This is a genomic window from uncultured Maritalea sp. (genome assembly GCF_937139385.1).
Classification (GTDB): domain Bacteria; phylum Pseudomonadota; class Alphaproteobacteria; order Rhizobiales; family Devosiaceae; genus Maritalea; species Maritalea porphyrae_A.
This window is the reverse complement of record NZ_CAKZPW010000205.1, coordinates 1-14806: the sequence shown is the minus strand read 5'-3', so window position 1 is coordinate 14806 and position 14806 is coordinate 1. Positions and strand designations below refer to the sequence as shown.

The 14806-nt window shown below is 50.0% G+C and carries 13 protein-coding genes; 11 read left to right on the top strand and 2 right to left on the bottom strand.

Translation table 11 applies throughout. The features are described 5' to 3' along the window. Positions 1-527, top strand: a 527-nt coding sequence (locus Q0231_RS08825; RefSeq protein ID WP_299347214.1) for a crosslink repair DNA glycosylase YcaQ family protein, incomplete at its 5' end; no start/stop codon positions are given. Positions 528-627: 100 nt separating this feature from the next. After that, positions 628-1569, top strand: coding sequence for a sugar kinase (locus Q0231_RS08820; protein WP_299347212.1), 942 nt, complete (start codon positions 628-630; stop codon positions 1567-1569). A 22-nt stretch (positions 1570-1591) separates the two neighbouring features. Here Q0231_RS08820 and Q0231_RS08815 read toward each other — a convergent pair whose 3' ends face one another. After that, entirely contained in the window at positions 1592-2047 is a 456-nt protein-coding gene (locus Q0231_RS08815; RefSeq protein ID WP_269393694.1) for an Lrp/AsnC family transcriptional regulator, read from the bottom strand. A gap of 142 nt (positions 2048-2189) precedes the next feature. Between Q0231_RS08815 and Q0231_RS08810 the strand changes: the two genes are divergently transcribed. Both Q0231_RS08810 and Q0231_RS08805 read left to right on the top strand, forming a co-directional pair. After that, entirely contained in the window at positions 2190-3404 is a 1215-nt protein-coding gene (locus tag Q0231_RS08810; protein ID WP_299347211.1) for a methionine gamma-lyase, read from the top strand. A gap of 194 nt (positions 3405-3598) precedes the next feature. Then, positions 3599-5986, top strand: a complete 2388-nt coding sequence (locus Q0231_RS08805; RefSeq protein ID WP_299347210.1) for a 1-deoxy-D-xylulose-5-phosphate synthase N-terminal domain-containing protein — start codon at positions 3599-3601, stop codon at positions 5984-5986. Positions 5987-6020: 34 nt separating this feature from the next. On the opposite strand, the gene Q0231_RS08800 is transcribed toward Q0231_RS08805, so the two are convergent. After that, positions 6021-6740, bottom strand: coding sequence for a FadR/GntR family transcriptional regulator (locus Q0231_RS08800; protein ID WP_299347209.1), 720 nt, complete (start codon positions 6738-6740; stop codon positions 6021-6023). Between the two features lie 212 nt (positions 6741-6952). Between Q0231_RS08800 and Q0231_RS08795 the strand changes: the two genes are divergently transcribed. The 7 genes from Q0231_RS08795 to Q0231_RS08765 form a co-directional block, all read left to right on the top strand. After that, positions 6953-8761 (top strand): gamma-glutamyltransferase family protein, encoded by a 1809-nt coding sequence (locus tag Q0231_RS08795; RefSeq protein ID WP_299347208.1) that lies wholly within the window; start codon positions 6953-6955, stop codon positions 8759-8761. 130 nt (positions 8762-8891) lie between these two features. After that, a complete protein-coding gene (locus Q0231_RS08790) occupies positions 8892-9932 on the top strand; it encodes an FAD-dependent oxidoreductase (RefSeq protein ID WP_299347206.1) in 1041 nt (346 codons plus the stop codon). A gap of 86 nt (positions 9933-10018) precedes the next feature. Continuing rightward, the gene (locus Q0231_RS08785; protein WP_299347204.1) at positions 10019-10366 is read left to right on the top strand and encodes a RidA family protein; all 348 of its coding nucleotides are present in this window, start codon (positions 10019-10021) and stop codon (positions 10364-10366) included. Positions 10367-10516: 150 nt separating this feature from the next. Then, entirely contained in the window at positions 10517-12175 is a 1659-nt protein-coding gene (locus Q0231_RS08780; protein WP_269393701.1) for an electron transfer flavoprotein-ubiquinone oxidoreductase, read from the top strand. Positions 12176-12254: 79 nt separating this feature from the next. After that, positions 12255-12635: a GFA family protein gene (locus tag Q0231_RS08775; protein WP_269393702.1), complete on the top strand. Its 381-nt coding sequence runs from the start codon at positions 12255-12257 to the stop codon at positions 12633-12635. 216 nt (positions 12636-12851) lie between these two features. Beyond that, on the top strand, positions 12852-14252 hold the full coding sequence (locus Q0231_RS08770; protein WP_269393703.1) for an MATE family efflux transporter: 1401 nt from the start codon (positions 12852-12854) through the stop codon (positions 14250-14252). 180 nt (positions 14253-14432) lie between these two features. Continuing rightward, positions 14433-14806, top strand: a 374-nt coding sequence (locus Q0231_RS08765) for an NAD(P)H-dependent oxidoreductase subunit E (protein WP_299347202.1), incomplete at its 3' end; no start/stop codon positions are given.

The following is a 14806-nucleotide window of genomic DNA, read 5'->3' as shown; positions in this document are numbered from 1 at the left end:
GGCTTTGTGTGGCCAATCTGAGCGAAATCCGGAAATTTTGGGAGGCAGTTAGTCCAAAGGAAGTGAAAGCTTGGGCAGAAAGCGCTGGTCTTGAAACTGTCGAGGTGCAAGGGGCTGACGGGAATTGGACCGAGGCGTTTGCATTTGGCGATGTCGAGCAAGAATTGGCCGCGTTGGTGAAGCCTACATCTCGATTGCGCATCATCAACCCATTTGACCCAACGATCCGGGATCGGACAAGACTAAAACGTCTATTTGGGTTTGACTACACGATCGAGATATTTGTGCCGGCGGTAAAACGAAAATGGGGATATTATGTTTACCCACTGCTGCAAAATGATCGATTTGTTGGACGGATCGAATTGAAAGCGGACCGCAAGAAAAAACATTTGCAGGTGATTGCCTTTTGGAAAGAAGAAAAGGTCAAATGGGGCAAAGCGCGCTTTGACGCGTTGGAAAAAGAACTGGCGCAGTTCGCGAAATTCGGCGGCGTCGATGAAGTTGTTTGGCTGTGTGCGCGTTCCTAAATCGGTAAGTTCTATCTCATTGGACTGATATTGGTATCTTTGGCTGGCTCCCATCACTAGATTGCGCTAGGAAACGAGCAAGCAAATGCGGAGATTACCTGTGGCAAAATCAGTTGTATGTGTCGGCGAAGTTATGTTGGAGTTGTCCGGTCTGCAACCAGATGGTTCTGCCGGATTTGGCTTTGGTGGCGACACCGCGAATACGGCGATTTATCTGTCGCGATTGTTGGGCGAAGCTGCCAAAGTTGGATATTTGACCCGCCTGGGGCAGGGGCCATTTGCGCGCAACTTGGCAACCGCATTGGATGATGAGCGGGTGTTTCTTTCGCCTTATGCGCAAACAGAAGCTGGTGCGCCAGGACTTTATGCCATTAGCACCGACAGTGTGGGAGAACGATCATTTACCTATTGGCGTAGCGAAGCTGCTGTTCGGCACCTGCTGACGGGGGAAATCGCCGATCGAGAAGTTGAATTTCTATTCGACTTTGACGTGCTTTATTTATCGGGCATTACCTTGGCGGTTCTTAGTGACGACGGGCGCGCGCGATTGCTTAATGTCATAGAGGCTTTTGCTTCCAAGGGGCTGGAGGTGATGTTTGACGTGAACTATCGCCCCCATCTTTGGCAAAGCCATTCACCCCACGTCAATGTGCCATCTTTGATGGGGCGGGTGATTGCTGCTTCAACAATTGTAAAAATCGGGCAAGATGAGGGAGCTGCGGTTTTTGATACGAAAACTGTTGCGCAAACTATTGAACGGCTTTCGGAATTTGGTGAAGCAGCCTTGGTGGTAACGGACGGGGCGGCCCGCATCACTGTTTACGCTGATGGAAATACAGACAGCATTGAGTTTGATACTGTTGCAAGAGTAGTTGATGCGACTGCTGCTGGTGACAGTTTTAGTGCTGGATTGCTGGCGGCGCGGCTAGCGGGTGCTAGTCTTCAAGAGAGTGCAAAGGCGGGTCAACAACTTGCCGCGCGGGTTATACAGTTTCCCGGTGCAATCATACCGCGCGATCAGATGCCAGCCATAAATCGCTGATTTTGGCGCCTAGACGACAACTCTAGACAGCTGGGAACACATTGATCCGTTTGACCTCGCCGTAGGCAAAGCTTGTTTCAATTGCTGCGACGCCTGGGATTTTATGGACCTTTTTGCGGGTGAACCGTTCATAGTCTTCAAGACTGGCCACCACCACGCGCATCAAATAGTCCCAATCACCCGTCATGAGATGGCACTCAAGGATTTCGTCTATTGTTTGAATGGCGTGCTCGAATCCTTTGACGGCATCTTCAGTATGATGCTGCAGTTTGATTCTCACAAAAACAGTAACTGGTAATCCATAGTCGTTTTGGTCGACAATGGCGCAATAGCCTTTGATTATGCCACTTTTTTCAAGGTTCTTCAGTCGCCGTAGACAAGGGGAAGGCGACAGATTTACCCGTTCTGCCAGCTCTTGATTGGTTAGGCGACCATTGGCTTGCAATTGACGAATGATCTTTTGGTCGGTTTTATCCAATTTTATCTCCATTGAGCAATATTATGCCAATCTAGCATAGTTCTTCGGCAAACAAAGTCAGAAAATGCCCTTCGAAAAGCAGTATTATAAAAGGTAAGGATGGCGCAGTTTCCGCCATGTCACTGTTTTGGAGGTACGCGAAATGAAAGATGATGCATTGGGTCGCCCGCTAGGGTTTTCGACAAGAGCGATTCATCACGGTTATGATCCACTAGATGAAGAGGGTGCACTCACGCCACCGCTTCACCTCACTTCTACGTTCGCGTTTGAAAGTGCGGAGCACGGTGGCAACATCTTTGCTGGTGAGCAGCCGGGTCATGTTTATTCGCGTATCTCCAATCCAACCTGTGACTTGCTAGAGCGCCGTATTGCCATTTTAGAGGGCGCTGAGGCGGCTTTGGCCAACGCGTCGGGTATGGGTTCCATCACATCTGTGATGTGGACGTTTCTTGCGCCAGGTGATGAGTTGATTTGCGACGAAACCCTTTACGGGTGCACCTTTGCTTTCTTCACGCATGGTTTGGCCAAGTTCGGAATTAAAATCACTCATGTGGATATGACCAATCCCGAAAACGTGCGGGCCGCAATCAGCGACAAAACGAAAATCGTTTACTTCGAAACAGTTGCAAACCCGAATATGCGCTTGGTCGATGTGGCCGCTGTTTCTGATATTGCACATGAGCATGGCGCAAAGGTTGTTGTTGATAGCACCTACACCACACCCTATTTGATGCGCCCAATTGAGATGGGTGCCGATATCGTTGTGCATTCTGCGACCAAATATTTGGGTGGCCACGGTGACGTGATTGCAGGCATGGTTGCAGGCTCGCTTGAAGATATCACCCAAATTCGTGTCGTGGGCATGAAAGATATGACAGGTGCAGTTATGGCGCCGTTCAATGCGATGTTGATTTTGCGTGGCATTAAGACATTGCAATTGCGCATGGAACGCCATTGCGCCAATGCCATGAAAGTGGCGCGTGCGCTTGAAGCGCACCCAATGGTTTCAGAGGTTTACTTCCCGGGCCTAGAGAGCTTTCCGCAGCACGAACTTGCAAAACGGACCATGAAAGACTTTGGCGGCATGATTGCTTTTGAAGTAGTTGGTGGCATTGAGGCAGGTAAGTCAACAATGAACCAGCTCAAAATGATCAAGCGCGCGGTGAGCCTTGGCGACGCTGAAACGCTAATCCAACATCCTGCAAGTATGACGCACTCAACCTATACGCCTGAAGAGCGGGCAAAACACCTGATCAGTGAGGGTTTGATCCGCATGTCTGTTGGCCTTGAAGAGCCAGATGACATTATTGCAGATCTGATGCAAGCACTGCCCATGGCAGAAGAAAAAGTCGCTTAACGGCTCCTCTGGACGGGGTGTAGTTTGCGCAAATTGCGCAGATTGCACCGCCTGTTCAGGGTGCACTTTTGAGGGTCAACGACTTGCCCTTGTTTTGTTTTTATGTAAGATGTCTGACAACTTTAGAGTGAGCTTGTGCGCGACCGCTTTGGCGTGCGCAAAATTCGTCACAAATGCTCCAAGAGAGAACCGCCATGAAAAAAGATATTGAGCAGCTTAAACAGTTGGAAAACCAAGTGCTCTGGCTCGCATGTTGGATGATCCATAATGCGAACCATTTGCGAAAAAAAGACGACGGTGACGTAAAAGTGGGCGGCCACCAAGCATCGTCTGCCTCAATTGTTTCGATCATGACGGCGCTCTATTTTCATGTCATGAAACCAGAAGATCGTGTTGCTGTTAAGCCGCATGCATCGCCGATCTTCCATGCTATTCAATATCTCATGGGCAATCAAACCCGTGAGAAAATGGAAAACTTTCGCGGGTTCGGCGGCGTGCAAAGCTATCCAAGTCGTACAAAAGACATTGATGATGTTGATTTTTCAACAGGTTCAGTTGGCCTAGGGGTAGGTATTACTGCGTTCGCTTCAATGATTCAGGATTATCTGCAGGCCAAAAAATGGGCGAAAGACAAGCCCATGGGCCGAATGATTTCGTTGATCGGCGACGCGGAAATGGATGAGGGTAACATTTTTGAGTGCCTTCAAGAGGGTTGGAAACATGATGTTCGCAACGTCTGGTGGATCATCGATTACAATCGCCAAAGCCTTGATGGGGTGATCAAGGAAGGGCTTTGGGAGCGTCTTGAGACGATCTTTAAAGCTTTTGGCTGGGAAGTTGTGCGCATTAAGCACGGTTCGTTGCAGCGCGCTGCATTTGCGGAGCCAGGTGGCGACAAATTGCGGGATTGGATCGACAATTGCCCGAACCAACTCTACTCGGCACTAACCTTTCAAGGCGGTGCTGCGTGGCGCAAGCGTTTGCTGGATCAAATTGGCGATCAGGGCGATGTAACGGCCCTTATGGAAAGGCGTTCTGACGACGAGCTTTCGGCCCTAATGAACAACCTTGGTGGTCAGTGCATGGAAACTTTGGTTGATGCGTTTGAAAGCATTGATCATGATAAACCTACGATGTTCCTTTCCTACACCATTAAAGGCTGGGGCACGCCACTGGCCGGGCATAAAGACAATCATGCTGGTTTGATGACACCTACGCAAATGGAAATTTTCCGCAAAAATGTTGGTGTTGACACCGGCAATGAGTGGGAAAAGTTTGGTGCGATTGCCGACGAAAAGAAAACACAGGCGTTTTTGGATCAGGTTCCTTTCTTTTCTAAAGGCACACGCCGTTTCAATGTCGACGCCGTTCCTGTTGGTGAACCGGTGAAATTGACAGACCGCATGCAATCAACGCAAGCGGGTTTTGGCAAAATCCTGGATGCTATTGGCAAACGAGACGACAAGCTTTCTGAGCGTATTATCACCACATCGCCTGATGTGACGGTGTCCACCAATATTGGTGGTTGGGTAAACCGCAAAGGCTTGTTTGACCGCAAAGTGTTGCAGGACACGTTTAAAGATGAGGCCATTCCTTCGGCACAGAAATGGCAGTTTTCACCAGATGGTCAGCATATTGAGTTGGGCATTGCGGAAATGAACCTGTTCTTGATGCTTGGTGCTGCTGGTCTGTCTCATTCCATCTTTGGCGAGCGTTTGTTGCCAATTGGCACGGTCTACGATCCATTTGTTGCCCGAGGCTTGGATGCATTGAACTACGCTTGTTACCAAGATAGCCGTTTTATGATAGTGGGCACACCATCCGGGATCACGCTTGCGCCGGAAGGCGGTGCGCACCAATCAATTGGGTCGCAACTGATTGGGATGAGCCAGGATGGTTTGGCCGCGTTCGAACCCGCCTATTTGGACGAATTGTCCGTTGTGATGAATTGGGCGTTTGACTATATGCAGCGCGATGGCGAAGGCGACCCAGACGAACGCACGTGGCTTCGTGATGAAACGGGTGGATCCATCTATATGCGCCTGTCGACACGTCCATTGGAACAGCCCATTTGGCGCGAAGATGAAGAGTTCAAACAAGGAGTTATTGATGGTGCGTACTGGTGGCGCAAGCCGGGTGCCAACTGCGATGTTGTGATTGCCTATCAAGGTGTTGTTGCCCCAGAGGCACTTGAGGCTGCAGGCCGCATTGGCGAAGACCGCCGAGACATTGGCGTGCTCGCTTGTACGTCAGCGGATCGGCTAAATGCGGGTTGGACCGCTGCGCAACGGGCCCGTCGTCGTGGGAATATTGGCGCGATGTCACACATTGAACGGATGCTGGCTGAACTGCCACCGCACTGTAAGATCATTACTGTGACAGACGGCCACCCGGCAACTTTGAGTTGGTTGGGCGCGGTTGCAGGACACGAAACTATTCCTTTGGGTGTAGAGCACTTTGGGCAAACGGGAACAGTTAGTGATCTATACAGTCACTATGGCATTGATGCAGACACCATTGTTTCTGTAGCGCAAAACCTTGTTACGGGCCGACCACTGCGCAATTTGCGCGCAGTCGTCTAACATAATTTAGCCAATTCGATTGTGATCGGATTGGCTAAATCACTTCTGACTTGATTTCGGAAATATGCAGCCGCATCGCTTCTGTTGCGGCAATGCTGTCTTTGGCCTCAATGGCCGCAACAATGCGTTTGTGTCCATGATTTGAAATCTGGTCACGGCGATGCCGTTCAACCGGTGACGTTGCGGTTGGCAGCATGCTTTTGTTGATCTCGCGTAGCACGTTAAATAGCAATTCGTTGCCCGTGGCGGCAGCAATGGCTTCATGAAAAGCTTGATCGTGTTTTTGTCCCTCAAGGAAATCTTCGGTTTGTTCCACCAAAGTGGCGTACCCCTTAATGATATCCAGTTGTTCTTTCGTCGCAAATTTCGCTGCTAGTCCTGCAATTTGTGGCTCCAGCATTTCGCGCATTTGAAACAAATCAAAGAGCTTTCGTGTGCTGCCTTTTGTTGAAAACCCGAGTGCTCGGACCAAGTCCGCTTGGCTTGCGGCCTGAATATAGTTCCCGCTGCCTTGTCGGGCAGCCAATACACCTTGTTCTTGCAGCACGCGAATGGCCTCGCGCAAGGAGTGGCGGGATACTTTGAATCTTTGTGATAATTGGCGTTCTGGGGGCAAGATATCGCCGGGGCCAAGATTGTCTTGTTCGATTAGCAACCGAATTTTGGCAACAACGCCCTCATAAGCGCGCACGGTTGGCGCTGGCTTGCCAGTTTTCTGTGGATTGCGAGGTGCTTTTTTTGCTAGTTTTGCCAATTTTTGTCCCAACCAATTTTTTGCTGACGTGAGTTTAAGCGCGGAAAACCCACAGAAATCAATAGCTAATGCCACAAAAGTTTTACGCACAATTGGTTGGCGGCATGTGCTATTGCATTGCGATTTTGGATTCAATGTGAAATTGGTACAACCATTCCTTGAATAATTCAGTTTTACCCTTAATGTCGCCAGTTGCAGTAAGGGAGAGGCACATGCGGAATTTTACAACCAGACCAGAAATATTGGGTGACTTTGGCGTTGTGGCGTCTACGCACTGGATTGCTTCAGGTGTGGGGATGTCGGTGCTGGAACGGGGCGGAAACGCTTTTGACGCGGCTGTTGCGACCGGGTTTACTTTGCAAATTGTTGAGCCGCATTTAAACGGCCCAGGTGGTGAAGTTCCTATGCTGATTGCAAAGCATGGCGAGGCGCCAAGGGTTGTGTGTGGGCAGGGCGTTGCCCCAGCAAATGCCACTCTAAACGCTTATAGATCGCTTGATCTCAATATTGTGCCGGGCAGTGGGTTGTTATCCGCTGTGGTGCCTGGCGCTTTTGATGCATGGATGATGATGTTGCTCAACTACGGCACATTGCATGTTCGTGACGTGCTGTCTTATGCCATATCTTATGCGCAAAATGGTGTTCCTGTTCTGCCAAACATCGCTGGCACCATTGGTAACGTTAAGCAGCTCTTTGATGAGCACTGGAACACCTCTGCCCAAGTGTATTTGCCCAACGGTGCAGTGCCAAAAGTTGGTGGTCGATTTGCCAATCCAGCAATTGCCGCAACATATCTGCGGATTATTGAAGAAGCCGAGAGCATTGGCGGAAGTCGTGACCGCCAGATTGAAAATGCACGTAAGATCTGGCGCGAAGGTTTTGTTGCCGAGGCGATCGACAGTTTTTTCCGTGAAAACGAATTTATGGATACTTCGGGCCAACGAAATGGCGGCCTGTTGACCGGGCAAGATATGGCGAGTTGGCACGCCAGTTACGAAGAGCCGCTAAGCTATTCGTATAAGGGCTATGAGGTGCTCAAAACTGGTCCATGGGGGCAGGGGCCAACGTTTTTGCAGCAATTGGCATTGCTTAAGGGATTTGATTTGGATGGGTTGTCTCCCACCGATCCGAATTTTGTGCATCTTGTGGCAGAGGCAGCCAAATTAGCGTTTGCGGATCGCGAACGCTTTTATGGAGACCCCAATTTCGTCGGCGTGCCGATGGCAAAGCTATTGAGTGACGACTATAATGATCAGCGGCGCAAGCTGATTGGTGAAACCGCTTCGTTTGAACAGCGTCCCGGCCGCGTTGAAGGATTTGGCGGGCCGTTGGTTGATCGTCCCAAAGGCGAGACGCCGGAGGGCCGCCAAAACAAGGATATGGGTGAGCCTACTGTTGCACGTTTTGATGAATTGCCAACCGGAAGCGACGGGCGCACTAAGGGTGATACGTGTCATCTGGATATCATTGATCGGTGGGGAAATATGGTCACCGCAACGCCAAGTGGTGGTTGGCTGCAAAGTTCCCCCGTTGTGCCTGAACTTGGGTTTTGTTTGACCAACCGCGCGCAAATGTTTTGGCTGGACGAGCGCTCTGCGTCCTGCATTGCGCCGGGCAAAAGGCCGCGTACAACATTGTCTGTTTCCATGGCAATGAAAGATGGGGCGCCAGAAATGATCTTTGGAACGCCGGGTGGCGACCAGCAAGATCAGTGGTCTTTGCACCATTTCTTGCGTTATGTGCATTTTGGGCAAAATCTGCAGGAAGCAATTGATGCACCAGGTTTCCACACCAACCATGTAACCAGTTCGTTTTATCCGCGTGAAGCCGATGCAGGGCACCTTGTTGTTGAGGGGCGTTTTGGCCAATCCACTGTTGAGGAGTTGAAGCGCAAAGGGCATAAACTGCAGGTTGATGGCGACTGGACGCTTGGTCGCATGACAGCTGCGTCCAAAACTGGGGGATATTTGCGCGCGGGTGCAAATGCTCGGTTCATGCAGGGCTATGCATTGGGAAGATAGTTTGATTGCAATGGTTTGCTGTTGTTTCTGCAAAACTGGAATCAAGAGCTTAAACTGTTGATTCAGGCTTGCAATTGCCGCCCAATGCTGTGCACCATTTGAACAATGAGTCTGAAAAAGAGTTGATTTGATGGTTCGGCAAGTTGATGTTTTGGTGATTGGTGCAGGCATAGCCGGCGCGGGCATTTCTGCGCAATTGGCGCAGTCAAATTCAGTGGTCGTGTTGGATATGGAGGCGCGTCCGGGCTACCATTCCACAGGTCGCTCCGCTGCGATGTTTGCCATGAACTATGGCAATGATGCGATCAAGAAACTCAATAAAGCTTCTTGGGACATGTTTCAGGATTTGCCGGTAGAGTTCTTTCCAAACTCGGTTTTGTCTAATCGGGGCGTGCTGCATGTAGCAAGTCAATCTTCAAAGGCGGAATTTGATGAACTCATGGCAGGAGCGGATGATATTGACCCGCTGACTCCCGAGGAAGCCGCGCAGATTGTCCCAATACTTGATGTGTCAAAATGTGTGGCTGCAGGACTCGAGAGAGAAGCAAAAGACCTAGACGTGGCTGCGCTACATTATGGCTGGTTGAAGCAGGCAAAAAAGCTGGGTGCCCAGGTGATTTGTGATGCGCAAGTTAGTGACGCAAATTACGTTGATGGCATGTGGCACGTGGAAACGGTGAAGGGCCAATTTCAGGCTAAGACAGTTGTGAATGCGGCCGGAGCTTGGGCCGACGAGATTGCCATAATCTTTCGTGCACCCCCAGTTGGCTTAAAATCAAAGCGGCGTACAATCGCGACTTTGCCGTCGTCACATCCGGATGTTTCGCACGGTTGGCCAATGCTTTTGAGTGCGTCAGAAGATTGGTACATGAAACCAGATGCGGGTAGTTTTCTGGTGTCACCTGCTGATGAAGACATTGTGCCACCTCATGATGTGTTTGTGGATGATATGGTTTTGGCGGAAGGCTTGTTTCGATTTTCAGAAGCAACAACTTACGACGTCACGCGTGTCGATAGCAGTTGGGCCGGATTGCGGGTTTTTGCGTCGGATAAGACTCCGGTGTGCGGATTTGCAAAATCGGTTGAGGGATTTTTCTGGTTGGCAGGACAGGGTGGATATGGCATCCAAACAGCACCTGCTTTGTCGCTATTGGCGGCCCGAATGGTGTAGGGCGATGACCTGCCAGATTTTGCGGATGAACAACTAATCAAAGATTTGTCACCAAATCGGGCGGCGCTACAACAATAGGAAATCAAATGGGCATTAAACGTATTAATCCCGGTCCACGGATGAGCCAAGCTGTTGTGTTTGGGGATATGGTCTATTTGTCTGGTCAGGTTGGCAATTTGGGCGATGACGTTGCTGCCCAAACCAAAACAATCTTGGACAATGTTGACGCATTGTTGGCCGAGGCCGGCACCAACAAGTCAAACGTTCTTAAAGCTGAAATTTGGCTGTCTGATATGGCTCATTTTGGTGCGATGAATAGGGTTTGGGATGCTTGGATTGACCCAGCGAACCCACCAGCTCGTGCAACTGGCGAAAGCAAATTGGCCGCGCCAGAGTTCTTTGTTGAAATTATGATTACTGCAGCCAAAATCTAGGCTCGTTGCGCTAATCATGCGACGGACTTGTCGTATGATGCGAAATGCTGATTTTGCACAAATCAATTTTGTGTTTAAAACATCGGCAAATCAGAAAATGGAACGGCTCGTTTTGTGCGAGCCGTTTTTGAGCATTTGAGAGGAAATGGGATGTCCGAAGTCGCGCGTGAATCCATGGAATATGATGTTGTGATTGTTGGAGCAGGCCCTGCTGGCTTGTCCGCGGCGATCCGGCTCAAACAAATTGGTGGCGACGACATCTCGGTTGTTGTGCTGGAAAAAGGCTCCGAAGTTGGTGCTCATATTCTTTCTGGTGCCATACTTGACCCGGTGGGCTTGAACAAGCTTATTCCTGATTGGAAAGAGAAGGGCGCGCCGCTCAAAACTGAAGTGACCACAGATCATTTCAACATCTTTTCTGAAAAAGGTGGCTTTTCCATTCCCCACATTTTGATGCCACCGCTTTTGTCCAACAAAGGTTGTTACATCGTGTCCATGGGCAATGTGTGTCGTTGGTTGGCCGAGCAGGCCGAAGCGATTGGCGTTGAGGTATTCCCCGGCTTTGCGGCTTCTGAGTTGGTTTACGGCGACAATGGCGAGTTGGTGGGCGTGGTTGCGGGTGAATTTGGCTTGAATCCAGATGGTGCACCCGGGTCAAGCTATGAGCCGGGCATGGAGTTGCGCGGCAAATATGTGATGCTGAGTGAAGGTGCTCGGGGCTCATTGTCCAAACAAGTAATCGCTAAATACAGCCTTGATCAGGAAGCAGACTATCCTAAGTTCGGCTTGGGCATGAAAGAGATTTGGGAAATTGACCCCTCCAAGCATAAATTGGGCCATGTTGAGCACGCAATGGGCTGGCCACTAGGAGGCGAAGCCGGTGGTGGTTCGTTCATCTATCACCTTGAAGACAATCAAGTTTACGTCGGCTTTACTGTGCATTTGGATTATAAAAATCCTTATGTCTTCCCCTATATGGCATTCCAGCAATTCAAACACCATCCGCAGGTTGCAGCGCTTTTGGAAGGCGGTCGTCGTACAGCCTATGGCGCTCGCGTAATCGCGAGCGGCGGCATGCAATCTCTGCCCAAAATGGTATTTCCGGGTGGAGCGCTGCTTGGTTGTTCTGCTGGTTTGCTCAACTTTGCTAGGCTGAAGGGCAATCACAATGCCATGTTGTCCGGCATTGCGGCTGCAGATGCGGCGGCGGCGGCGTTGAAGGCTGGGCGGCAAGGTGATGAGCTTTCAGACTACGAAACAGAAGTACGCACTGGAGAGATCGCAAAAGACCTCAACAAAGTGCGCAACGTCAAACCCATGAGTTCAAAGCTGGGCGCTGTTTGGGGTACTATGTTGGCTGGTGCTGACATGTGGTTCGCGTCGCTTTTTGGTGCACCCTTGTTTGGCAAGTGGGCGCATGGAAAATCTGATGCGATGGCTACAGAACCCGCAGCAGACCATCAAAAGATCGACTACCCAAAACCGGATGGCACCTTGTCTTTTGATCGTTTGACCAACGTGTCTTTTAGTTTCACCAATCACGCTGAAGAACAACCGTGCCACCTAAAATTGGCTGATCCAAACCTACCGATTTCAAAAAATTTGATTGAATTTGCAGAGCCGGCGCAGCGCTATTGCCCGGCTGGAGTTTATGAGGTTGTTGAGCAAACAGATGGGACTGGTCCAAAGTTTGTGATCAACGCCCAAAACTGTGTGCATTGCAAAACATGCGATATCAAGGATCCCGCACAAAACATTACGTGGGCAACACCGCAGGGCGGTGAGGGGCCAAATTACCCCAACATGTAGCGCGTTTGCACTAGATGGAATTTCAAAAACCCGCAAGATTATGCTCTTGCGGGTTTGCTTATTGAGAAGGTGAAAGAATATGCACACTGGAAGTTGCTTGTGCGGCGCGGTCGAATTTGAAGTTACTGAAGAACTGAAGGCACCAGACGCTTGCCACTGCGATGCTTGTCGCAAATCAACAGGGCATTACCTCGTGTCGACTGACGTCAAAGAAGATGCGCTAAAAATCAGTGGTGAAGAAAACATCAGCTGGTTTCAGTCTTCTGAGAAGGTGCGGCGTGGCTTTTGCTTGATGTGCGGTTCGACCTTGTTTTTTGATGCGATTTTTAAAGACTGGATTGGTGTGTCCATGGGGGCATTTGATAAGCCGACTGACACCAAATTGGCGATGCATATATTTACGGCGGAAAAGGGTGATTACTACGAGATTACCGATGATTTGCCGCAAAACGAGCACTGAGGTTTGTGGTGACAAATTGGCTACACACCAGCGCGATTTTTGATCGACTGGTAAGAAGCGCTTGCCAAATTGTCACACCGGTGAAACCTTAGCTTCAAGAATCGCGAATTCATCGCGCCGGTAATCGCTCTACAGCGGTTGGCATTGGGTTTTTTGTTTTGAACCGAATGTCGGCGAATAATCTCTTGCCGGGATGTTTTGTAATGAGGTGAGATGATGTCTGACGCGACAAACGTGCAGGCGGGGCGTGCTGATTGGCTGCGCGAAGCAAAAACGACTTTGATTTTGGCATGGCCGTTGATTGCGGCCCAATTGGCACAAATCGGGTTGGGCACGACTGACGTCATTATGATGAGTTGGCTCAGCGCGGATCATTTGGCTGCGGGCGGGCTTGCTACATCCATCATGTTCTTGTTCCTGATTTTTGGAATTGGCGTTGCAACAGCTGTGTCCCCTTTGATGGCACAGGCAGTTGGCCGGGAGGACTACCGCTCTGTGCGCCGCACCGTGCGACAGGGGTTTTGGGTCTCGTTGATGTTCGCCACTATTCTCGTGCCCTTTATTTTGCAAATTGAATGGATATTTGAAGTTCTTGGGCAAGACCCGAAGCTGGGCGCATTGGCCAAGGGCTATATGCAGTTTGCCGCGTTTCAATTTTATCCGTTTTTGCTGTTTACCGTCTTGCGCGGTTTCTTGTCGGCCCATGGCGACACTCGTATTGTTCTCTATGCGACGCTGATCGGCATTGTAGTGAACGCTTTTGGCAACTATGGCCTGATGTTTGGTAACTTTGGCTTGCCTCGGTTAGAACTGGCTGGTGCGGGCATATCTACAATTGTTGTGCATACAGTGACATTCTTGTTCGGACTTGGTTACGTACTCACACGACAAAAATACCGGCACTATGCATTGTTGCTGCGTTTTTGGCGGCCGGATTGGCCACGGTTTTTCGAAATCATCAGGGTGGGAACCCCCATTGGATTTATGTTGACGGCAGAGGTGGGCTTGTTCAGCGTTGCTGCCATCATGATGGGTTGGTTGGGCACGCAAGCGTTGGCTGCACATCTTATCGCCATTCAATTGGCATCCATTTCCTTCATGGTGCCGCTTGGTCTTTCACAGGCAACAACCATTCGGGTTGGGCTTCAATACGGACGTGGCTCAAACTTTGGCGTAGGTGTTGCCGGCTGGACTTCAATAGCTATTGGCACGGGCTTTATGGCAATCACATGTGCACTTTTTGTGGTGTTTCCGAACGTGTTTGTTTCGTTGTTTATCGATCCAACTCAACCCGAAAACTTAGCGGTTTTTGGTCTGGCTGTATCTTACTTGGCGGTTGCCGGTCTTTTTCAACTTGTTGATGGTGCACAGGCCATGGCCGCTGCATCATTACGTGGATTGAGTGATACCAAGGTGCCCATGTATGCCGCCATATTTGGCTATTGGTTGATGGGGTTACCCATTGGCTATTATTTGGGCTTCCACACTGAATTGCGTGGCGTAGGCGTTTGGCTGGGGCTTGCTGGCGGTTTGGCGATTGTGGCTGTGATCCTGAATTGGCGGTTTGCGTTACGCGAGCGTTTTGGCTTGCTCAAACCGCAAGCTGAGATGCAATAAAACGGGCATTGCCAGAATAATTCGAACAAAAGTTACGATATTTTATATTTAAAATATATCTTGATTGCGCATGTTGAATGGGCCTAATGTTGGGTGCTGTCGGCATGTTGGCAATTTTTGTGACTAAAGATTTATATTAACATGCTTGACCTTGATCTCACATTGAGGGAACGATTGGGCATGGAAAAGATTATTCAGGAGGCTCTTTCCGGTCATGTTGGAGAAACAGGTGGTCTAATCACCGGCTTACGCCATGTACAGGAAAGATGCGGGTTCGTGCCCAGCGAGACCGTTCGGATCGCGGCAGAACTATTTAACATTAGCCAGGCGGAAGTGCGTGGCGTGATCAGTTTTTATGCTGATTTTCGCGACAAAAAGCCTGGTCAACATCATATTCGTCTTTGCGTTGCGGAGGCGTGCCGGTCTGTTGGTGCGCGCGCCATCGAGGAGGATCTGCTCAATCGTTTTGCCGTGAGGATGGGTGAAACGGACGCTGCTGATTTTGTCACTATTGAACCTGTATACTGTCTAGGGTTGTGCTCTTGCGCGCCAGC